We start from the raw sequence: 19,953 nt of genomic DNA on the forward strand, positions 1-19,953 counted from the left end.
AGGGAAAGGCATTGGGGCAGCGTCTGTCGGCGCTGCCCCTTTACTTTAACTTGAGATGTTTTTCTCAAAGAAATGATCTGGATAGGGGTCGTCGTTGAAGCGGTCGATCTCGCTCCAGCCGGTATTGCGGTAAAGCGCTACGGCCTCGGGCAGCTTGGAATTGGTGTCGAGCCTGAGCGTGGTGATCTCAAGCGCCCGTGCCCGCGCCTCGATCTCTGTCATCAGGCGCTTCGACAGGCCCAGCCCGCGGGCCGAGGGAGAGATCCAGAGACGCTTGATCTCGGCCACCGGCCCGCCCGAGCCCTTCAGCCCGACGCAGCCGATGGCCATGCCGTCGGACATCGCCAGCAGGAAGCTGCCGCGCGGCAGGATCATGTCGGTCGCCTCGGGGTCGCGGGACAGCGACACGTCAAAGCCGGTGTCGAAACGGGCGGCAAGCTCTGCGTAATAGGCCTCGAGGCAGAGGCGCGAGGCCGGATCGCGCGGATCGGCCTCGACGATCTCGATGGAGTCCCGCCCCAGGGCCGAGGCCACGAGGTCCATGGCGGCCAGCAGGGCCTCGGGATGCGGGTGACGGGCCAGGGCGCGGGTGGCGCGGTCGTTGGACAGCGCCTCATAGGCCTGGAATTCCGCCTCTCCGGCCTCTGTCAGCCGCGCAACGCGGGCACGGGCGTCTTCCGGGTGGGCGCTGGTGGTCACCAGCCCCTCTGTCTCAAGCCCGCGCAGCAGGCGGCTGAGCAGTCCTGAATCGAGCCCGAGGTAATCCCTCAGGACCGAGACCTCGGTCTTGCCATGGCCTATGGCATTCAGCACCCGCGCGGTTCCCAGCGGGCGGCCACGGCCGAGAAAGGATTGATCCAGCGCGCCCACCTCCTTGGTGACGGCGCGGCTGAAACGGCGATAGCGGGCGATCGGGTCGTTGCTCATGGTGCCTGACTTAAGTCAGGCAATAGCCGTAGGTCAATGGGTATCTGACATTGGTCAGGTAACGGTCCGGGCGGGACCAGGCCAGACAACGATTTTCACCCCGAAAGGCCTGCTGGACGCTGGTGATTTGCGAACATGTTTGACCGCTAAGAGGGAATTTCGGCGCCCTTCCTTCCCCTTCCTCAATACTTGCCCGTATGGGTTGTGACCTGTCGATCACAGGGCGCCGGATGGGTGTCACCCCACCATCCGGTGCTTCACTTCTCCTTCCCAGCACTGCTGCAACAGGCGCTCTGCGCCGCCATGGCCGCCTGCGCGCAGAAGCAGGAGGCGCCGATTCCCGCGTCGGCGCGGGCCAGGGCCATGTCCAGGCGTTGGCGAAGCTGGGGCAGCTCGGCACTGTCGCCGCGGGCCTCGAGGCAATCCACCAGGCCCTTCAGCGACCAGACGTTGTCGGGGTGGTGCGCCGCGCGCGCCAGCCCCGGCACGAGGCCGAGGTCCTGGCGGTAGACCTCTTCCGCCGCCGCCACATGGCCCTGCTCAAACAGCAGTGCACCGAGCGCGTGGCGGGCGGGCTGCATCCAACCCCAGGGTTCGTCGTAGGGCAGCGCATCGTCCAGCGCGACCGAGCGGCGCAGCGCGGCGAAGGCCTCGTCATAAGCGCCCTGGCGATAGAGGATCTCTCCACGCAGCATCTGGGTGGCCACGGCCAGCAGGTCGATGACCCGGTTGTTATGCATCAGCCGGGACTCGGGCACGGCGGCGGCGGCGGAAAGGTAGCGCTGTTCCATCTCCAGCGCCGCATCCACCTGGCCGAGCGCGGCATGGGCCAGCGCCTTGGCATAGAGCGTATAGGCCATGCGGGAGGCGTAGAGCTTCGGGTCCTCGGGCAGGGGCAGCTCCAGCAGCTCCTGCCAGCGACCGAAGCGGATCAGCAGGTGCGGCTCCATGGCCAGGAAGCTCTCGAAGAAGTCGGCCATGGGTGGGCTTTCTATCTGCAGCACAGCCTCGGGGGTGGTCTGCTCCAGCAGGCGCAGCGCCTCTCGGCCCGGTTCGATCTGTCCGAGGAAGAGCGCGCCATAGAGCACGAAATGCAGGTTGTGCTGGCGATAGCCGGTGTAGAAATCCATCCCGCCCGCATGGGCGTACCACTTCATGTCGGCCTCGACCGCGCGCTGGTTCCAGAACACCACGTCCTGGTAGGCGCCGCAGAGCACGTCGATATGGGTGGGCATATGCACGAGGTGCCCGGCGTCGGGCACCAGGGAGCGCAGCGCATCCCCGGCCTTGAGTGCGGCTTCGGGGGTGGGCGACATCTCCATCAGGTGGATGTAGAGATGCAGCAGCCCCGGATGCCGCATGGCGCCGGGCCGCGCCAGGGCGGCCTCCAGCACCGCGCGGCATTCTTCCGTGGCGGCACACGTCGCGGGTTGGCCGGTCTTCAGGTCCCACATCTGCCAGGGGGTGAGGTTCAGCAGCGCCTCGGCGAAGATGCAGGCGATGTCGGGGTCAAGGGGGTGGGCGGCATGGGCCGCGCGCATGGCATCTGCGAAGTCGCGGTCCCATGCGGCCATGTCCTGGATCGGGGTGTCCTGGGGGTAGCGCGCCGCAAGCGCCCGGATCAGCGCCGCTTCACCCGGGGTCACGTCATCCGCGAGCCTGAGCGCGGCCAGGGTCGCCCCCCGTGCCGTCGAGAGGCCCTGCTGGCGAGTGGGCATATCCATCAGTCGCCAGGGGTAATTGTAGTTCGGACCCGCCGCATAGGCGACGCCCCAATGGGCCATGGCGCAGGCCGGATCTGCCTCCAGGGCGCGCTGGAAGCAGCGGATCGCTTCTTCGTGGTGGTAGCCATGGGTCCAGGCCAGGCCCCGGTCGAACCACAGCTGGGCCTCGGCGGAGGTGGTGGTGATGGGCAGGGAATAGCTGCCGAGATCGAAAGGGTAGGTCATGGGAGGCTCCGCTAGTTGGCGGCAGAATGGCCGCTTGGCGGGGCGAGGGAAAGGGGGCTCTGCCCCCGTCTCCTGCGGAGACTCCCCCGGAGTATTTTCAGCCTTGTGATGAGCTGGGCGTGGGCCCGGAGAGGCGGCCTACTTTTGCCATGGAGGTGGTCCAAGCGCCCGAAGGCAGGCGGAGGCCGCTTCCGGGGCACGACCTGCTTCATCACAAGGCTGGAAATACTCCCGCCGGAGGCGTCCCTGCGTCTCGGTGGGCGCTCAGCCCAGGAAATCCCGGATCTGCGGGGCGATGTGATCCCAGAAGGCGGGCATCGAGCGGGCGATCGGGGCACCGACACGGGCCTCGACCATCTCGAATGTCGCATTGTGGGCCCTCCAGGAGACGCCGCCCGAGGCGAGGTTCTGCAGCGGCGGCTGGAAGCGGTCGAGGGCCTTGGCGAATTGCGCGTCGGGGGTCCGCGCGGCCTCGAATTCCTGCCAGAGCGCCAGCAGCGGCGCGCCTTCGCCTTCGGGCAGCAGGCCGAAGAGGCGGGTGGCGGCGGCCAGCTCTGCGGCTTCGGTCTCGGCCTGGCCCTCGGCGGTCTGGGCGTAGATCGGCACGTCGCCCGCGTCGATCTCGACCAGGTCGTGCAGCAGCAGCATGCGCATCACGCGGCTGAGCGAGACCCCCTCGGGTGCATGTTCGCCCAGCACCAGCGCATAGAGCGCCAGGTGCCAGGAATGCTCGGCCGAATTCTCGTGCCGCGAGGCGTCGCAGAGGGTGGTGGCGCGGTCGATGCCCTTCAGCCGGTCGGCCTCGGCCAGGAAGGCGCTGCGGGCGACGGTCTCGGGCGCGCCCGAGGTCATCTCTGCGTGCAGGTAGTCGAAGAGCGCGGGCCGGGTGGTGGCGATATGGCGTGCGCGGCCAGTGGCGGTGTTGTCGCGGGCGACCAGCTCGTGATCGGCGCGGCGCGGGTTGGCGGCCCAGACCTGCAGCACGGGGATGGCAAAGTCGACGGTCTTGGCCAGGCGCGCGGCCTCGCTCTGCATGGCCTCGAACTCTTCCCAGAGCGCCCGCAGGCCGGGGCCCTGGTCTTCGGGGAGCAGGGCAAAGAGACGGTCGGCGGCGGCGGTCTCGGCCAGGGCAAGGGCCTGGGCATCATGGGGCAGGTCGATCGGCTGATCCCCCGCGTCGATCTCGACCAGGTCATGCAGCAGCAGCATGGCGATGATGCGGTCCATCATCTCCGTCTCGACCTCGGGCAGCCAGATCAGCGCGCCGAGGGCCGCCTGCCAGGAGTGCTCTGCCGAGTTCTCGGGGCGCGACTGGTCGGTCAGGGTGGAGGCGCGGGTGACCCCCTTCAGCTTGTCGGCCTCCCTGAGGAAGTCCAGCTGGCGGGCAAGGCGGAGGTGATCCATGGGCAGGTCCTTTCGGCGTCGTCCGAGGCCTAGGCCGCGCGGCGGCAAAGGGCAAGGGTGGCCGGAAAGACTGCGGGGGGGAAGGCTGCGAGTGGGAAGCCGCCGAAGGGCGGGGCCCGGCAGCTGCGCGCCGCCGGGATAGGGGCGCCGTTACTCCGGCGCGCCCTGGTCTTTCAGTTCCCGGACCCTTCGGATCAGGAATTCCCGCGCGGCCTGGTCGGACAGGCGGATGCGGACCTCGGTCAGGAAGGCTTCTTCCAGGGTCTGGGACGAGGCGCCGATCACGTTGCCGAGTTCGACGTAGAGCCTTTCGTGGCCGGTGGCTTTCATCGCCTTCAGGCAATCTTCCGCCAGCTTGGCCGCGAGGGTTTCCAGGCTGCTGCTCATCGCTGTGCCCCCATCCTGTTCCTCGCCCGGCCCCGCATCAGCGCGAGGTTTCGGTCAGGCGGCGCTTCACGTAGTCGCTGACCGAGCCCAGCATGGTCTCCATCTGCTCTTCTTCCGAGAAGAAGTGTCCGGCGCCATCGACCTCTTCGTGGGTGATGGTGATTCCCTTCTGTTCCTGCAGCTTGCCGACCAGGGTCTGGGTGTCGGCCGGCGGCGCGACACGGTCGGCGGCGCCGTTGATGATCAGGCCCGACGAGGGGCAGGGCGCGAGGAACGAGAAGTCGTACATGTTGGCCGGCGGGCTGACCGAGATGAAGCCGGTGATCTCGGGCCGGCGCATCAGCAGTTGCATGCCGATCCAGGCACCGAAGGAGAAACCGGCGACCCAGCAATGCTTGGAGTTCGAGTTCATCGACTGCAGGTAGTCCAGCGCCGAGGCGGCGTCCGACAGCTCGCCCACGCCCTGGTCGTATTCACCCTGGCTGCGTCCGACGCCGCGGAAATTGAAGCGCAGAACGGTGAAGCCCATGTTGTAGAAGGCATAATGCAGGTTGTAGACAACCTTGTTGTTCATCGTCCCGCCGAACTGGGGATGCGGATGAAGCACGATGGCGATCGGCGCGTCTCTGTCTTTCTGGGGGTGGTAGCGGCCTTCCAGGCGGCCTTCAGGTCCGGGAAAGATGACCTCGGGCATTCAGTACGTCCTCACCTTGGCGCGGGCCGTTTCGCGGCTCCGGCTGTAATTTCTCTGTCTCTCACGCCGCGGCGGTGCGCGGAAAGGCCCCCGGTTCGGTCCCCGGTGGAAAGCCCTTTCCGGCGTCGCTTCATTCTTGACGAATATAGTCGACCACCTTAGAAGAATTCTAAAGAGGTCTCTCCTCTGGCGACGGGTTGCAAAGCGAGATAATCCGCGCCGGGGCGAAGGTCAATGAAATCAACTTTCCGGGCGCCCTGGAACGGGGCATTACCGGGGCCGGGCCTGGGCCGTTTGCAGCCAGGGCATATCGTGACGATGGGAGAAGGCTGATGAAGCTCAGCACCAAGGGGCGCTATGCCATGGTTGCACTGGCAGATATCGCGCTGCAGCCCGAGGGCAGCCTGGTGGCGCTCGGAGATATCTCGAAGCGCCAGTCGGTATCGCTGCCCTATCTCGAGCAGCTTTTCGTCAAACTGCGTCGCGCCGGGCTGGTGAGCTCTGTCCGGGGACCGGGCGGCGGCTACAAGCTGGCCCGTCCGGCAAGCGAGATCCGCGTCGTTGACGTGCTCTCGGCGGTCGATGAAACGGTTTCGGCGATGCACAAGGGGGCAGGGGTCTCGGGCGGGCTTTCGGGCTCGCGCGCGCAGTCGGTGACCAACCGGTTGTGGGAGGGGCTCTCGGCCCATGTCTATGTCTTCCTGCATCAGACCACCCTCGGGGACGTGGTGAAGAACGGCCTGGCACCCTGCCCGGCGGTGCCGACCCTCTTCGAGGTCGTGGACGAGGAATGACGATCCGCGCTGCATATCACCTGCCCGGGGGCGCGAGCGTTGCCCCCCGCGCCTGGGCGCACTGTGCGAGGGTCTGGCCATGAGACGCGCCTACATGGATTACAACGCCACGACCCCGCTGCGCGCCGAGGCGCGCGAGGCGATGGTCGCGGCGATGGATGTGGCCGGTAACCCCTCTTCGGTGCACCAGGAGGGGCGGAAGGCCAAGGCGCTGATCGAGAAGGCCCGTGCCCAGGTGGCCACGGCGCTTGGTGCCGATGGCGCCGATGTGGTCTTTGTCTCTTCAGCCACCGAAGGTGCGGCGCTGGCCATGGCTGGCCGGGGCCTTGCGGTGGCCGATATCGAACATGACGCCGTGCGGGCCTGGGGCGTGGGCGATCCGCTGCCGGTTGACCGCGACGGTCGGGTCAGCGTCGCCGATCCCGCCGCCACTGCGCTGCAACTGGCCAATAGCGAGACCGGGGTGATCCAGAAACTGCCCGAGGGGCTGTGGCTGTCGGATCTGACCCAGGCTTTCGGCAAGCTGCCCATTGCCTTCAACTGGCTGGGTTGCCACATGGGTCTTGTCAGCGCCCACAAGCTGGGTGGCCCGAAGGGCGTGGGCGCGCTGGTGATGAAGCGCGGCACGGATATCCCGGCCCAGCTGAAGGGCGGAGGCCAGGAGATGGGCCGTCGCGCCGGCACCGAGAACGTCATCGGCATCGCGGGCTTCGGGGCCGCTGCCGAGGCTGCCGCCGCCGACCTGGCGGATGGCGCCTGGGACCGGGTGCGGACCCTGCGCGACGGGTTCGAGGCCCGGCTGAGCGAAGGCCTGGCCCAGATGGGCGAGGCGGCGGAAATCGCCGGGGCAGGGGCAGAGCGCCTGCCCAATACCACCTGCCTCGTCACGCCCGGCTGGAAGGGCGAGACGCAGGTGATGCAGATGGACCTCGCAGGCTTCGCCGTTTCGGCGGGGTCGGCCTGCTCCAGCGGCAAGGTCCGCGCCAGCCAGGTGCTGCGCGCCATGGGCTACGATGACGAGGCCGCCTCGGGCGCGCTGCGTGTCAGCCTGGGGCCCGAGACGACGGAAGATGACACGTTGCGCCTGGCCGAGGCCTGGCTGGCGCAACGCAGGAAACGGCGCGACCGGGCCGCCTGACGGACCGACACGCCACAAGGGCCGGACCCGGACAGCAGATCCGGGCGGGCCAGGACGATTGAAGCGTCGCAAGACGAAGCGAACAGGACGATGACATGAGCAAGATGGATACGCCCGAAGTCAAGGAAGGCGTCGATCAGGAAACGGTGGATGCCGTCGCCAAGATCAACACCTACAAGTATGGCTGGGATACCGATATCGAGATGGACTATGCGCCCCTCGGTCTGAACGAGGATATCGTCCGCCTGATCTCGGCCAAGAACCTCGAGCCCGAGTGGATGACCGAATGGCGCCTGGCGGCCTACCGCCGCTGGCTGGAAAAGGAAGAGCCCGATTGGGCGATGGTCGAATACCCGACGATCGACTTCCAGAACCAGTACTACTATGCCCGCCCCAAGAGCATGGAAGAAAAGCCCAAGTCCCTCGATGACGTGGACCCCAAGCTGCTGGAAACCTACAAGAAGCTGGGCATCCCGCTGAAAGAGCAGATGATCCTGGCCGGTGTCGAGGGCGCCGAAGAGATCAAGGACGAGGCCGCGCCCGAGCGCAAGGTCGCCGTCGACGCGGTCTTCGACTCGGTCTCCGTGGGCACCACCTTCCAGGCAGAGCTGAAGAAGGCCGGCGTCATCTTCTGCTCGATCTCGGAGGCGATCCGCGAGCACCCCGAGCTGGTGAAGAAGTACCTCGGCTCGGTCGTTCCCGTGTCCGACAACTTCTATGCCACGCTGAACTCGGCCGTCTTCTCGGATGGCTCCTTCGTCTACGTGCCGCCGGGCGTGCGCTGCCCGATGGAGCTGTCGACCTACTTCCGCATCAACGCCGAGAACACCGGCCAGTTCGAGCGCACGCTGATCATCGCCGACAAGGGCAGCTACGTCAGCTACCTGGAAGGCTGCACCGCGCCGCAGCGCGACACCGCGCAGCTGCATGCCGCCGTGGTCGAGATCATCGTCGAAGAGGACGCCGAGGTGAAATACTCGACCGTCCAGAACTGGTTCCCCGGCGACGAAGAGGGCAAGGGCGGCATCTACAACTTCGTCACCAAGCGTGCCGATTGCCGTGGCGACCGCTCCAAGATCATGTGGACCCAGGTCGAGACCGGCTCTGCGGTGACCTGGAAGTACCCCTCCTGCATCCTGCGCGGTGCCGAGAGCCAGGGCGAGTTCTACTCGATCGCCATCACCAACAACTACCAGCAGGCCGACACCGGCACCAAGATGATCCATCTGGGCAAGGACACCCGCTCGCGCATCGTGTCCAAGGGGATCTCTGCCGGCCATGCGCAGAACACCTACCGTGGCCAGGTCTCGATGCACCCCAAGGCGCAGAACAGCCGGAACTACACCCAGTGTGACAGCCTGCTGATCGGCTCCGACTGCGGGGCGCATACGGTTCCCTACATCGAGGTGAAGAACAACTCTTCGCGCGTCGAGCACGAGGCCACCACCTCGAAGGTCGATGACGATCAGATGTTCTACTGCCAGAGCCGCGGCATGGACGAGGAAGAGGCCGTGGCCCTGATCGTCAACGGCTTCTGCAAGGACGTGCTTCAGGCGCTGCCCATGGAGTTCGCCATGGAAGCGCAGCAGCTGGTGGCGATCTCGCTGGAAGGCTCCGTCGGCTGATGAACGCGCCCCTGAAGCTCTACTGGTGGGCGGCGAAGCCGAATTTCGGCGACGCCATCTCCCGCGCCATCGTGGCCCGTGTTTCGGGTCGTGAGGTGGCGTGGGGCAAGCCCGGCCAGGTGGATGTCTTCGCCATCGGTTCGATCATGCATGTAGTGCGGCGGAGCAATCGTGCGCCGCGCGCCGATGGTCGCAAGCCGGTGGTCTGGGGCACGGGGATGCTGAAGCCCGTGCAGACGGATTTCCTTGAGAATGTCGACGTGGCACTGCTGCGCGGCCCGATCTCGGAAAGCCTGCTGGGGGTTTCGGTGCCGGGCTACGGCGATCCGGGGCTGCTGATGTCCGAGGTCATGGACGCGCCCGCGCGCCAGGACCGCATCGGGCTGATCCCGCATTACGCGCAGCTGCAGGATCCGGCCTTCCGCGCCCTTGTCGCGGCGCATCCGGTGCTGGAGCTGATCGACGTGCGCGGCGAGGCGCTGGAGGTCTGCCGCCAGATCGCCGCCTGCGCCCATGTGGTCAGCTCGTCCCTGCACGGGTTGATCGTGGCCGACAGTTTCGGGGTGCCCAATACCTGGCTGAACCCGGAAGGCATCCATGCCTCTCCGGCGCTGAAGTTCCTGGATTATGCCGCCGGAGTCGAGCGGGCGCTGCCGCGTCCGGTCGAGCTGGGTGACCTGCCGGGGATGCTGGCGCAGCTGCCCACGGGCGCCTTGCCCTATGCCGCGGGCGTGGCCCGTTCCAAGGGGGATCTGCTGCAGAGCTTCCCCGCCGCTCTGAAATCCGTTGAGGAGAGCCTAGAATGATCATCACCACGACCAATTCCATCGAGGGCCGTCGCATCACCGATTACCGTGGTGTGGTGGTCGGCGAGGCGATCATGGGTGCCAATGTGGTCCGCGATTTCTTCGCCGGCATCACCGATATCATCGGTGGCCGCTCCGGGGCCTACGAAAGCAAGCTGCAGGATGCCCGCGACACCGCCATGCGCGAGCTCGAGGAACGCGCCGCGCGCCTCGGCGCCAATGCGGTGGTGGGCGTCGATCTGGACTACGAGGTGGTCGGCGACAGCATGCTGATGGTCTCGGTCTCGGGCACCGCGGTGGTCATCGAGTAAAGTGACCCGCGCCGCCCATCTCTCAGCGCCCGAGCGCCCCGAACTGACCTTCCCGGAGGCAGAGGGCCAGGCCGTGGCCCTGGCCTATTCCCGTGCGAAGGCCATCCTGGAGTATGGCTCCGGGGGCTCGACGGTGATGGCGGCCGAGATGGGCAAGACCGTGACCTCGGTCGAGAGTGACGGCAACTGGGCCCGCATGATGCGCGCCTATTTCGAGGCCAACCCGCCGCGCGGGCAGGTCGAGGTGATCCATGCCGAGGTCGGGCCGACCCGCGAGTGGGGGCATCCGGTGGATGACCGCGACTGGCGCCGCTTCGCCGCTTACCCGCTTGGCATCTGGCAGGAGGGCCGCCTGGCGACCCAGCCGGATGTGGTGCTGGTGGACGGGCGTTTCCGGACGGGCTGCGTCCTGGCCACGGCCTTCAACATCACGCAGCCGGTGACCCTGCTGCTCGATGATTACCGCAAACGGGAGCAATACCACGAGATCGAGGATTTCGTGGGGCAACCGACCCTGATCGGCCGCCTGGCCGTCTTTGAAATCAACCCCATGCCGGTCCCCTCCGACCGGCTTCTGGATGTTATCCGTATGATGACGCACGCTTGAGGCGTTGCGTGAGGAAAGGCAAGAACATGTTGGAAATCAAGAACCTGCACGTCAAACTGGAAGAAGAAGATAAGCAGATCCTGAAGGGCGTCGACCTGAAGGTCGAAGCCGGCAAGGTGCATGCGATCATGGGCCCCAATGGCTCTGGCAAGTCGACCCTGTCCTATGTGCTCGCCGGCCGTGAGGGCTATGAGGTGACCGAGGGCGAGGCCACGCTGCTGGGTGAAGACCTGCTGGACATGGACCCCGAAGAGCGCGCCGCCCTGGGTGTCTTCCTGGCCTTCCAGTACCCGGTCGAGATCCCCGGTGTCGGCAACATGACCTTCCTCCGCACCGCGGTGAACGCGCAGCGCAAGGCGCGCGGCGAGGAAGAAATGTCCTCGACCGAGTTCCTGAAGGTTGTCCGTGAAAAGGCCAAGGCGCTGAAGATCGACGCCGAGATGCTGAAGCGCCCGGTCAACGTCGGTTTCTCCGGCGGTGAGAAGAAGCGCAACGAGATCCTGCAGATGGCGATGCTCGAGCCCAAGCTCTGCATCCTCGACGAGACCGACTCCGGCCTTGATGTCGATGCGATGAAGCTGGTCTCGGAAGGCGTCAACGCGCTGCGGGACGAGGGCCGCGGCTTCCTGGTCATCACCCACTACCAGCGCCTGCTGGACCACATCAAACCGGATGTCGTCCACATCATGGCCGATGGCCGTATCATCAAGACCGGCGGCCCCGAGCTGGCCCTGGAAGTCGAGCAGAACGGCTATGCCGACCTGCTGGCGGAGGTGCAGTAATGTCTGCGATCCTCTCCCGTTCCATCAAGACCAAGCCCTCGGCTGCCCGGACCACGGCGACCGAGGCCCGCATGGCCGCGCTGTCGCCGGGCGCAAGCTCGGGCTGGTCGGTGCCCGCGCGCGAGGCCGCGCTGGCCCGCGTGCAGTCCATGGGCCTGCCGCAGCCGCGTGACGAATACTGGCGCTTCACCAAGCCGCAGGGCCTGGTGCAGGCCGAGGCCCCGCAGGCGGCTCTTTTCGATCCGCAGGAGGCGCCGACCTTCGACCAGATCGACCGGGTGAAGATCGTCTTCGTCGACGGTGTCTTCTCGGCCGAGGACAGCGATCCGCTGGAGCTGGCCGGTGTCAGCATCGAGCGCCTGGCCGAGGCCACCAGCGACATCCACTGGGCCAAGGATCTTTATGGTGTGCTCGAAGAACGCGGCCAGGATCCGGTCGAGCGTCCGCTGGCCGCCCTGAACACCTGGGCTGCCACCGATGGCGTGCTGATCCGCGTTTCGGGCAAGGCCGAAAAGCCCGTCAGCCTGATCTACCGGCACGAGTCCGAGACCTCGGATGTCATGCTGCACCACGTGATCAAGCTGGAAGAGGGCGCCGAGCTGACCCTGTTGGAGAACGGCCCCGCCGCCGCGCGCTTCAACAAGGTCATGGAGGTCGAGGTCGCCGACGAGGCGCGCTTCCACCATGTCCGCACCCAGGGCCGCGACCACGAACGCCGTGCCGCCACCCATATCTTCGCCCGTCTCGGCCGGGAAAGCCTGTTCAAGAGCTTCACCCTGACCGCCAACGGCGTGATGACCCGCAATGAAGCGGTGATCGAGCTGACCGGCGATGACGCCATGGCCCACGTGGCCGGCGCCTGCATGGGCGACGGGCGCGAGTTCCATCACGACGACACGGTCTTCGTGACCCATGACGCGCTGAACTGCGAAAGCCGCCAGGTCTTCAAGAAGGTGCTGCGCAACGGGGCCACGGGTGTCTTCCAGGGCAAGATCCTGGTGAAGGAGGGCGCTCAGAAGACCGATGGCTACCAGATCAGCCAGTCGCTGCTGCTGGACGGTGACAGCACCTTCCTGGCCAAGCCCGAGCTGGAAATCTACGCCGATGACGTGGCCTGCTCGCATGGTTCGACCTCGGGGGCGATCGACGAAGAGGCGATCTTCTACCTGCGGTCGCGCGGGGTCGATGCCGAGACCGCGCAGGACCTGATGACCATCGCCTTCCTCGCCGAAGCGCTGGACGAGATCGAGGACGAGACCCTGCGCGAGGCCCTGCTGGAGCGGCTGACCGCCTGGCTGGAACGTCGTCGGGGCTGATGTCACTGCTGCGCAATATCGCGGCCAGCTACCGGGCCCCCGGCCCGGTGCTGGACCGCCTGCTGGCGGATGGCCCGCGAGAGGACCGGGCGCTGGCGCTCTGCATGGGCGGCTGCATTGCGATGTTCGTCGCGCAATGGCCGCGCCTGGCCCGCGAAGCGCATCTGACCGGTGACGACCTGCCGATGCTGCTCGGCGCCTCCCTTATGGGGATCGTCTTCATCCTGCCGCTGGTGCTCTACCTGCTGGCCGGGCTGACGCGCTTGGTGGCGGGTGTGCTGGGCGGGCAGGGCTCTGGCTATTCGGCGCGGCTGGCGCTCTTCTGGGCGCTGGTGGCGGCGACGCCGATCATGCTGCTTTACGGCCTGGTCGGGGGCTTCATCGGCCCCGGTCCGGCAAAGTCCCTGGTCGGCGCGCTCTGGTGCGCGGCCTTTCTCTGGATCTGGATCGCGGGGTTGCTGCGCTCTGAACGCGGCGGGGAGTCCGGCTGATGCGCGAATGGTTCAACCTGGCACGCGAAAGCCTGCTCGATCCGCGCAGCGGGGCCTTGCGCCTGCTGGCGGCAGAGATCCCGGCGCAGGTGCCGATGCTGGTGCTGGCGCTGGTCTCGGTGATGAACGGGCTGGTCTACGGTCTGATCCTCTCGCCGATCCTGCTGGCGCTGGTCTCGGGCGGGGTGATCTGGGTCTCGGCCTGGCTGCTCAGCGTCATCGGCGCGCAGCTCGGCGGGCATGCGGGTGTCTCGGTGATGCTGCGCGTGGTGCTCTGGCTGCAACTTATCCGCCTCGCCGTGCAGATCGCGCTTGTGGTGATCGGCTTCGCCATCCCGCCACTGGCCCCGATCGTCAGCATGGTGGCCGGGATCTGGATGCTTTACATGGCCGTCTGCTTCATCGCCGCGGCGCATGGATTTGAAACACGCTGGAAGGCGGTCGCCTTGCTGGCGGCGGTCTTCGTGCTGACCCTTGTGCTGGCCTCCCTGCTGGTGGCCAGCGTCGGAGAGCCGGCCTTCTTGATGGATTGACGTGTCCCGCAGCGCGCCGCGGGCGCGGCCCTCGGGACTGGAGGAAGATATGTTTGATGTAAACGCGATCAGGGCGGATTTCCCCATTCTCTCGCGCGAGGTGAACGGCAAGCCGCTGGTCTATCTCGACAGTGGCGCTTCTGCGCAGAAGCCGCAGGCGGTGATCGACGCGGTGACCCAGGCCTACAGCCAGGAATACGCCAACGTCCATCGTGGCCTGCACTTCCTGTCCAACCTCGCCACCGAGAAATACGAAGGCGTGCGCGGCAAGATCGCCCGCTTCCTCAATGCCGGCTCCGAAGACGAGATCGTGATGAACTCGGGCACCACCGAGGGGATCAACCTGGTCTCCTACGGCTGGGCCGCACCGCGCCTTGAGGCCGGTGACGAGATCGTCCTGTCGGTGATGGAGCATCACGCCAACATCGTGCCCTGGCACTTCCTGCGCGAACGCCAGGGTGTGGTGCTGAAGTGGGTCGAGCCCGAGGCCGATGGCTCTCTCGATCCCGAGAAGGTCATCGCGGCCATGGGGCCGAAGACCAAGCTGGTCGCGCTGACCCAGATGTCCAACGTGCTGGGCACCGTGGTCGATGTGGCCACCGTCTGCGCCGCCGCCCGCGCGCGCGGCATCGCCACGCTGATCGACGGCAGCCAGGCGGCGGTGCACATGCCCGTCGACGTCCAGGCCATCGGCTGCGATTTCTACGCCATCACCGGTCACAAGCTCTACGGTCCCTCGGGCTCCGGCGCGATCTACATCCGCAAGGAGCGGATGGCCGAGATGCGCCCCTTCCTGGGCGGCGGAGACATGATTAAGGAAGTCACCCGCGACGGCATCTGCTATGCCGACGGGCCGATGCGGTTTGAAGCCGGCACCCCAGGCATCGTGCAGATGATCGGCATGGGCGTGGCGCTGGACTACATCATGGACATCGGCATGGAGGCCATTGCCGCCCACGAGCGCGACATCGCCGAATATGCCTCGGCCCGGCTGCACAGGCTCAACTGGCTGAACATCCAGGGGCAGGCGAAGGGCAAGGGGGCGATCTTCAGCTTCACCCTCGAGGGCGCGGCCCATGCCCACGATATCTCGACCATCCTCGACAAGAAGGGCGTCGCCGTCCGCGCCGGCCACCATTGCGCCGGCCCGCTGATGGAGCACCTGGGCGTCACCGCCACCTGCCGCGCCAGCTTCGCCATGTACAACACCCGCGCCGAGGTCGACACGCTGATCGAGGCGCTGGAGCTGGCCCATGATCTCTTCGCCTGAGGCGGTAATCCCCGGAGCGCGTGCCATCGGCTGAGGCATCCGGACTGCAAATCGAACGGGGGCGCATCCGCTGGGGCGCCCCCGTTTCGCGTCGTGCTGCGGGCGCATTGTGCGTTTCCGACATTTTGCACGTCGTTTTCCGGCCCTCGGGTTTCAATATGCCTGAGGCTTGTTAGGCTGCGGGGCATAGGCAACAACCAAAGGAGCCCCACATGACCCTGCTGACCGAAGCCGACGAAGTTTCCCAGATTGCCTTTGGATTCATGGGATCCAAGGCGCTATTCGCGGCATTGGAACTTGGGGTCTTCACCGAACTCGCAGGCGGCGCCCGGAGCGCCGCGGAGCTGGCGCGTGCGGCAGGGGTGCACGAGGATCGCGCCATGACGCTGCTGACCGCGCTGGCGGGGATGGGGCTGGTCTCGGTCGAGGGGGGGAAGTTCTCGAATTCCCCGGCGGCAGAGGCCTTCCTGGTGAAGGGGGCGAAATACGATTTCGGCGATTACCTGCGGCTGCAGGTCGGCAAGCAGATGTATCCGCTGCTGGACCAGATCGAGGGCGCGCTGAAGGGCGAGCTTGGCGAGGAAGACACGGGCTCCTATGCCGATTGGTTCTCGGACCCGGAAGAGGCCAAGCTTTATTCCGAAAGTCAGCACGCGGGCTCTCTGGGGCCGGCGCGCCAGCTGGCCAAGCTGCTGGACCTCTCGGGCGAGAAGAAGCTCTTGGACGTGGGCGGCGGCACCGCGGCCTTCGACATCGTGCTCTGCGGCAAGACCCCCGGCCTGACGGCCACCGTGCTGGAGTTCCCCAATGTCGCGGCCCTGGGCCGCAAGTATGTCGAGCAGGCGGGGCTGTCGGATCGCATCACCTACCTCGAGGGCAATGCGCTTGAGACCGAGTTCCCAGGCGGCCAGGATCTTGTGCTGATGTCCTATCTCTTTTCCGGTGTGCCGGGCGAGGCGCATGCGGATCTCATCGCCCGCGCCATGGCGGCGCTGAAGCCGGGCGGCAAGCTGCTGATCCACGACTTCATCGTCGAGGCCGATCGTACCGGCCCGGCGCTGGCCGCGCTCTGGCAGCTGCAGCACACGGCCTTCACGCCCGAGGCGCGCTCTCTCGACGCCGGCTGGCTGGCCGAGACCCTGACGGAGGCCGGTTTCGCGAATGTCGAAGTGCGCGGCATGATCCCCGAGATGACGATGCTGGCGACCGCCACCCGCGCCTGACCGGCATCCTGACAGAAAGTTGCGCGACCGGACGCGGGGACCATTGCGGCCTGCTTCCGGTCGGGCTATAGAGCCGCGACAGGCACCCGTAGCTCAGCTGGATAGAGCGCTGCCCTCCGAAGGCAGAGGCCATAGGTTCGAATCCTATCGGGTGCGCCACTTTACTCGTATTTGTTGTATCTATCAGCTGCTTGCGTTTGCTGTGTCTCGGGCTTTGCAACCCGTTTTCTCAAGATCATCGCCTTCTTATTCGCGCCACGCTTATAATGTGCGATTTCAGTCAGGCTCTCATGCCCCCATACAGGCTCCGACTTCGTTCGGGGTCCAGCTGTGTTCGGCAAGGAATACGGCGGGGACAGATGCGGCAGGCCAAGCTTGATGGCCTTGATCGAAGCTCCGTTGGATTGAGCTGTCGTGCCCGCCATATACACACCGCCTCGGCCTTCCCAACGCTATCAGGCCTTGAGCCGTTCGCCGACTGGAGGAGCACTCTGCAGAGCTGGTGACCTGCTACACTACGCTTGCATCAGCCTCCGCTGACGGACTACGCATAGTACATTCGTAGTACGATTGAGGTGATGCGCGTCTTTCTTGGCGCGCTACGCCATCTGCGACCCGCAGAGACGTTTTGGAGGCCATGTTTGATACCTTTTTGCAGACAGTACCTTGTCGGGACCGAAGAAAACGAAATTGCCAATGCAATCAAGAACCGCTCCATCGCGGCTCCCGGCCCCTACAGCGAACTCTGCGAGGCCCTGATCTCCGATCAGGTCGGCAAGGCGCCAGCGCTCCTGGTTCCGTCTTGCACTGCCGCCCTCGAAATGGCTGCGATCTTGTTGAATCTGCAACCCGGCGACGAGGTCATCATGCCCTCGTTCACTTTCTCAACAACGGCTACCTCCGTCGTATTGCGTGGCGCCCGTCCCGTCTTCGTCGATGTTGACCCCAGCACCTTCAACCTCGACCCGGAAGCGGTCGCCCGGGCAATCGGGCCCAGCACTCGCGCGATCTTTGTCGTGCATTACGCCGGTGTTCCGGCCGACATGGAGAGCCTTCTCCTGATTGCACGTGAGCACGGTATCAAGCTGGTTGAAGACGCGGCACAGGCCTACGGCTCTTTCTACAATGGGCAACCTGCCGGAAGTCATGGGCACCTTAGCTGTTTCAGCTTTCATGGGACAAAGAACATCAGCTCAGGCGAAGGTGGCGCGCTGGTCATCAACGACAGAGACCTGTTGGAACGCGCCGAAATCATCCGGGAGAAAGGTACAGACCGAGCCAAGTTTCTGACTGGTCAGACCGCTTTCTACACCTGGCAGGATATTGGATCGTCCATGGTCGTCAATGAGATGACGGCGGCGTTCCTTTCGGTCCAACTGCGCGCAGCAGCGCACATAACAGAACGCCGGCTGGAACAGTGGCGCCGGTACAAGGCCGCACTGGCAGAGCCCGCCGCGCAGGGTCACTTTTCACTTCCCGACCCGCCCCGGAATTGCAAACACAATGCGCATTGCTTCTTTGTCGTTCTCCCGAGCCGTGAAATTCGCGCAGACCTCATGCAGCACCTCAGGGCTTTCGGTATCAATGCCGTGTCTCACTACGTACCGCTGCACAGCTCGCCTGCCGGCCAACGCTTCGGACGTCAGGTCGGGCCGATGCCAAACACGCAAAGGGCGGCCGATTGCCTTCTACGATTGCCGCTTTGGCATGATCTCGGTTCGGATCAGGAGGTCGTCATAGAAGCGATATTGGACTGGTGCAGCAAAGAGGGAAGTCGCAACGCCTATGCCCAAATTGGACAATAGACTCATCGTCAACGTGGCCTTTACCGGAGCCGTTTCGGACAAGTCGCGCAATCCGGCCGTTCCATATTCCGTGGATGAGATCGTCTCGGATGCTGCCGCTTGCGCATCTGCGGGTGCCGCGATCGGACATTTCCATGTCAGGACGGAAACCGGTGAAGCCACCAATGACCCCAAGCTCTATGCCGATCTGTTCCGTGCCCTGCGCGCCAATCCCGCGACCTCCGACATGGTCCTGGTCGCATCGACCAGTGGACGCCATGGCCAAACGCTGCAAGAGCGCGCCGCGGTACTTGATCTCCCCGCAGATGCACGTCCCGATATGGCGTCACTTACCCTGTCTTCCCTGAACTTCTCGACCGGGCCGAGTGTCAATCACCCTGACGACATCATCGCCCTGGCGCAGCGGATGCAAGAGAACGGCGTCACGCCCGAACTTGAGGTCTTTGACCTGGGCATGGTGTCATATCTCAATCACTTGATCAGCCGTAACGTGCTGACCCAGCCGCTCTACGTAAACGCCATTCTGGGCATTCCGGCCGGTGCGCAGGCGGATGCACTGACAATCGGGGCGTTGCACGCACAACTGCCGCAAGAGACCGTTCTGAGCCTTGGCGGTGTCGGTCGATGGCAACTGCCTGCGCACCTTTTCGCCGTGGCGCAGGCAAATGGACTGCGTACGGGACTGGAAGACAACTTACGTAGCCCAGGTGGCAAGTCGCTGACGACAAATGAAGAGCTGGTCAAACATGCTGCCGAACTGGCGAGGCTGTCTGCACGGCCCCTGATGACAGCGCGGGAGTTTCGGGCCGAGGTTCTGACCGCATGACTGGCGAGAGTTCAGGCCACGTTGTTCTCGTCTCAAGACAGCAAGGGGTTGAAGCGCTGTTTCAAGAGCAGGCCGCGGATGAACTAAGGCAACAGGGTTTCAGGGTGTCGTGCTGCGGCGACGGTGATCCGGATCTGCTCAGGGGCGAACTTGTCCTGATCATGGGCGCGGTCGGGTCAATGCGACGCACATCTCGCCTCTTGGAGCGCAACCCAAGCTCCGACCGGAAAGTCGCCGTATGGATATTCGAGCCCCTTCCGCCCCCCGACGTTCCCATGCGAACCCTGCACCTCGCAAGCCGCCTGAGCCCCGTCCATACAGGGCGCCATTGGACGAAACCGTTTCTCCACTTCCTTTCCCGCCCTTTCGATCGTGTACTATACCGCCCGTATCGACATGAGGTTTCGGTCCAGCTCTTTCGCTTTCTGGTCGACAACTTCGCCATGCTCGAACGGGGATTGAGAAAAGGCTGGCTCGATCGCATCTTCACGAGCACCGAGCAGAAACGTCTCTATCTGCAAGGGCTGGGCATCGAGGCTGAATTTGCTCCGGTCGGGCAGCAACCCGCCTTTGGCAGAGACCTGGAACTGCAACGAGATATCGACGTCGTGTTCATCGGCTCGCTGAAATCCGCAAGCCGGAGGGCGGAACTGGGCAATTTGCGAGAGCAACTCGAAAGGTTGGGTTTGACGGTTGTCGTCCCGGAGAAGCCAATCTGGGGAGAGGAAAGGACCAAACTGGTGAACAGAGCGAAGGTTCTGGTGCACCTTCACAAGATGCATTGGGATACGCCCTGGATGCGATGGTGCCTTGCCGCAGCAAATGGGGCCGCGGTTGCCTCGGTGCCTCTGTCCGTGCCTGTCCCGATGCGTCCCGGCATCGACTATCTTTCCGCACCGATCAATGAGCTGGCCGGAGAAATCCTGTCTCTGGTTCGGGACGAACCCCGACGCCGCGCCATGGTTGAAAATTGCCAATCCACCATCGCAGATCAGATGACCTGCGCGATCTCCGTCTCGCGCATGACCCCGCATCTGCGGTCACTCATTTCGACTGGATCCTGAC

Annotated in this window: 20 protein-coding genes and 1 tRNA gene; 16 read left to right on the plus strand and 5 right to left on the minus strand. The window is 65.2% G+C overall.

Annotated features, from left to right (window positions below):
• Nucleotides 1-45: 45 nt before the first annotated feature.
• The 5 genes from CRO50_RS11660 to CRO50_RS11680 form a co-directional block, all read right to left on the minus strand.
• Nucleotides 46-927, minus strand: a complete 882-nt coding sequence (locus CRO50_RS11660; protein WP_097146094.1) for a helix-turn-helix domain-containing GNAT family N-acetyltransferase — start codon at nt 925-927, stop codon at nt 46-48.
• Nucleotides 928-1,184: 257 nt separating this feature from the next.
• Nucleotides 1,185-2,876 (minus strand): tetratricopeptide repeat protein, encoded by a 1,692-nt coding sequence (locus CRO50_RS11665; protein ID WP_097146095.1) that lies wholly within the window; start codon nt 2,874-2,876, stop codon nt 1,185-1,187.
• 264 nt (nt 2,877-3,140) lie between these two features.
• Nucleotides 3,141-4,280: an HD domain-containing protein gene (locus CRO50_RS11670; protein ID WP_097146096.1), complete on the minus strand. Its 1,140-nt coding sequence runs from the start codon at nt 4,278-4,280 to the stop codon at nt 3,141-3,143.
• 150 nt (nt 4,281-4,430) lie between these two features.
• The gene (locus CRO50_RS11675; protein ID WP_097146097.1) at nt 4,431-4,667 is read right to left on the minus strand and encodes a hypothetical protein; all 237 of its coding nucleotides are present in this window, start codon (nt 4,665-4,667) and stop codon (nt 4,431-4,433) included.
• 37 nt (nt 4,668-4,704) lie between these two features.
• Nucleotides 4,705-5,361 carry an alpha/beta hydrolase gene (locus CRO50_RS11680; protein WP_097146098.1) on the minus strand — a complete coding sequence of 219 codons (657 nt, stop codon included), beginning with the start codon at nt 5,359-5,361 and terminating at the stop codon, nt 4,705-4,707.
• Between the two features lie 332 nt (nt 5,362-5,693).
• Between CRO50_RS11680 and iscR the strand changes: the two genes are divergently transcribed.
• The 16 genes from iscR (at nt 5,694) to CRO50_RS11760 (ending at nt 19,952) form a co-directional block, all read left to right on the plus strand.
• On the plus strand, nt 5,694-6,155 hold the full coding sequence (gene iscR, locus CRO50_RS11685; protein ID WP_097146099.1) for a Fe-S cluster assembly transcriptional regulator IscR: 462 nt from the start codon (nt 5,694-5,696) through the stop codon (nt 6,153-6,155).
• Nucleotides 6,156-6,234: 79 nt separating this feature from the next.
• A complete protein-coding gene (locus CRO50_RS11690; protein ID WP_097146100.1) occupies nt 6,235-7,293 on the plus strand; it encodes a cysteine desulfurase family protein in 1,059 nt (352 codons plus the stop codon).
• Nucleotides 7,294-7,388: 95 nt separating this feature from the next.
• Entirely contained in the window at nt 7,389-8,918 is a 1,530-nt protein-coding gene (sufB, locus tag CRO50_RS11695; protein ID WP_097146101.1) for a Fe-S cluster assembly protein SufB, read from the plus strand.
• Nucleotides 8,918-9,724: a polysaccharide pyruvyl transferase family protein gene (locus CRO50_RS11700; protein ID WP_097146102.1), complete on the plus strand. Its 807-nt coding sequence runs from the start codon at nt 8,918-8,920 to the stop codon at nt 9,722-9,724. Before sufB ends, CRO50_RS11700 begins: the two co-directional genes overlap by 1 nt.
• Nucleotides 9,721-10,035 (plus strand): heavy metal-binding domain-containing protein, encoded by a 315-nt coding sequence (locus CRO50_RS11705; protein ID WP_097146103.1) that lies wholly within the window; start codon nt 9,721-9,723, stop codon nt 10,033-10,035. Before CRO50_RS11700 ends, CRO50_RS11705 begins: the two co-directional genes overlap by 4 nt.
• Before the next feature lies 1 nt (nt 10,036).
• Nucleotides 10,037-10,642, plus strand: coding sequence for an O-methyltransferase (locus CRO50_RS11710; RefSeq protein ID WP_097146104.1), 606 nt, complete (start codon nt 10,037-10,039; stop codon nt 10,640-10,642).
• Between the two features lie 26 nt (nt 10,643-10,668).
• A complete protein-coding gene (gene sufC / locus CRO50_RS11715) occupies nt 10,669-11,424 on the plus strand; it encodes a Fe-S cluster assembly ATPase SufC (protein ID WP_097146105.1) in 756 nt (251 codons plus the stop codon).
• Nucleotides 11,424-12,740 (plus strand): Fe-S cluster assembly protein SufD, encoded by a 1,317-nt coding sequence (sufD, locus tag CRO50_RS11720; RefSeq protein WP_097146106.1) that lies wholly within the window; start codon nt 11,424-11,426, stop codon nt 12,738-12,740. Before sufC ends, sufD begins: the two co-directional genes overlap by 1 nt.
• Nucleotides 12,740-13,231 (plus strand): YIP1 family protein, encoded by a 492-nt coding sequence (locus CRO50_RS11725; protein WP_097146107.1) that lies wholly within the window; start codon nt 12,740-12,742, stop codon nt 13,229-13,231. The genes sufD and CRO50_RS11725 overlap by 1 nt, the downstream gene beginning before the upstream one ends.
• Nucleotides 13,231-13,764, plus strand: a complete 534-nt coding sequence (locus CRO50_RS11730; RefSeq protein WP_097146108.1) for a YIP1 family protein — start codon at nt 13,231-13,233, stop codon at nt 13,762-13,764. Before CRO50_RS11725 ends, CRO50_RS11730 begins: the two co-directional genes overlap by 1 nt.
• A gap of 49 nt (nt 13,765-13,813) precedes the next feature.
• Nucleotides 13,814-15,034 (plus strand): cysteine desulfurase, encoded by a 1,221-nt coding sequence (locus CRO50_RS11735; RefSeq protein WP_097146109.1) that lies wholly within the window; start codon nt 13,814-13,816, stop codon nt 15,032-15,034.
• 212 nt (nt 15,035-15,246) lie between these two features.
• Entirely contained in the window at nt 15,247-16,257 is a 1,011-nt protein-coding gene (locus CRO50_RS11740) for a methyltransferase (RefSeq protein WP_097146110.1), read from the plus strand.
• A gap of 82 nt (nt 16,258-16,339) precedes the next feature.
• Nucleotides 16,340-16,416, plus strand: a tRNA-Arg gene (locus CRO50_RS11745).
• Nucleotides 16,417-16,835: 419 nt separating this feature from the next.
• Entirely contained in the window at nt 16,836-18,062 is a 1,227-nt protein-coding gene (rffA, locus tag CRO50_RS11750; RefSeq protein WP_097146111.1) for a dTDP-4-amino-4,6-dideoxygalactose transaminase, read from the plus strand.
• Nucleotides 18,043-18,888 (plus strand): beta-keto acid cleavage family enzyme, encoded by an 846-nt coding sequence (locus CRO50_RS11755; RefSeq protein WP_097146112.1) that lies wholly within the window; start codon nt 18,043-18,045, stop codon nt 18,886-18,888. Before rffA ends, CRO50_RS11755 begins: the two co-directional genes overlap by 20 nt.
• Nucleotides 18,885-19,952 carry a hypothetical protein gene (locus CRO50_RS11760; RefSeq protein ID WP_097146113.1) on the plus strand — a complete coding sequence of 356 codons (1,068 nt, stop codon included), beginning with the start codon at nt 18,885-18,887 and terminating at the stop codon, nt 19,950-19,952. Before CRO50_RS11755 ends, CRO50_RS11760 begins: the two co-directional genes overlap by 4 nt.
• The last annotated feature ends 1 nt before the right edge of the window (nt 19,953 follow it).

Origin of the sequence: Pseudooceanicola antarcticus (assembly GCF_900215355.1) — a bacterium.
In the GTDB taxonomy this organism is placed as follows: domain Bacteria; phylum Pseudomonadota; class Alphaproteobacteria; order Rhodobacterales; family Rhodobacteraceae; genus Pseudooceanicola; species Pseudooceanicola antarcticus.

Bases quoted from the DNA above. Each gene is read 5' to 3' on its own strand.
- CRO50_RS11735 (WP_097146109.1), top strand. From the start codon at position 13,814: ATGTTTGATGTAAACGCGATCAGGGCGGATTTCCCCATTCTCTCGCGC.
- CRO50_RS11760 (WP_097146113.1), top strand. From the start codon at position 18,885: ATGACTGGCGAGAGTTCAGGCCACGTTGTTCTCGTCTCAAGACAGCAA.
- sufC (WP_097146105.1), top strand. From the start codon at position 10,669: ATGTTGGAAATCAAGAACCTGCACGTCAAACTGGAAGAAGAAGATAAG.
- CRO50_RS11700 (WP_097146102.1), top strand. From the start codon at position 8,918: ATGAACGCGCCCCTGAAGCTCTACTGGTGGGCGGCGAAGCCGAATTTC.
- CRO50_RS11755 (WP_097146112.1), top strand. From the start codon at position 18,043: ATGCCCAAATTGGACAATAGACTCATCGTCAACGTGGCCTTTACCGGA.
- CRO50_RS11670 (WP_097146096.1), bottom strand. From the start codon at position 4,280: ATGGATCACCTCCGCCTTGCCCGCCAGCTGGACTTCCTCAGGGAGGCC.
- sufB (WP_097146101.1), top strand. From the start codon at position 7,389: ATGAGCAAGATGGATACGCCCGAAGTCAAGGAAGGCGTCGATCAGGAA.
- CRO50_RS11665 (WP_097146095.1), bottom strand. From the start codon at position 2,876: ATGACCTACCCTTTCGATCTCGGCAGCTATTCCCTGCCCATCACCACC.
- CRO50_RS11740 (WP_097146110.1), top strand. From the start codon at position 15,247: ATGACCCTGCTGACCGAAGCCGACGAAGTTTCCCAGATTGCCTTTGGA.
- CRO50_RS11725 (WP_097146107.1), top strand. From the start codon at position 12,740: ATGTCACTGCTGCGCAATATCGCGGCCAGCTACCGGGCCCCCGGCCCG.
- CRO50_RS11680 (WP_097146098.1), bottom strand. From the start codon at position 5,361: ATGCCCGAGGTCATCTTTCCCGGACCTGAAGGCCGCCTGGAAGGCCGC.
- CRO50_RS11660 (WP_097146094.1), bottom strand. From the start codon at position 927: ATGAGCAACGACCCGATCGCCCGCTATCGCCGTTTCAGCCGCGCCGTC.
- iscR (WP_097146099.1), top strand. From the start codon at position 5,694: ATGAAGCTCAGCACCAAGGGGCGCTATGCCATGGTTGCACTGGCAGAT.
- CRO50_RS11730 (WP_097146108.1), top strand. From the start codon at position 13,231: ATGCGCGAATGGTTCAACCTGGCACGCGAAAGCCTGCTCGATCCGCGC.
- sufD (WP_097146106.1), top strand. From the start codon at position 11,424: ATGTCTGCGATCCTCTCCCGTTCCATCAAGACCAAGCCCTCGGCTGCC.
- CRO50_RS11690 (WP_097146100.1), top strand. From the start codon at position 6,235: ATGAGACGCGCCTACATGGATTACAACGCCACGACCCCGCTGCGCGCC.
- CRO50_RS11675 (WP_097146097.1), bottom strand. From the start codon at position 4,667: ATGAGCAGCAGCCTGGAAACCCTCGCGGCCAAGCTGGCGGAAGATTGC.
- rffA (WP_097146111.1), top strand. From the start codon at position 16,836: ATGCGCGTCTTTCTTGGCGCGCTACGCCATCTGCGACCCGCAGAGACG.
- CRO50_RS11705 (WP_097146103.1), top strand. From the start codon at position 9,721: ATGATCATCACCACGACCAATTCCATCGAGGGCCGTCGCATCACCGAT.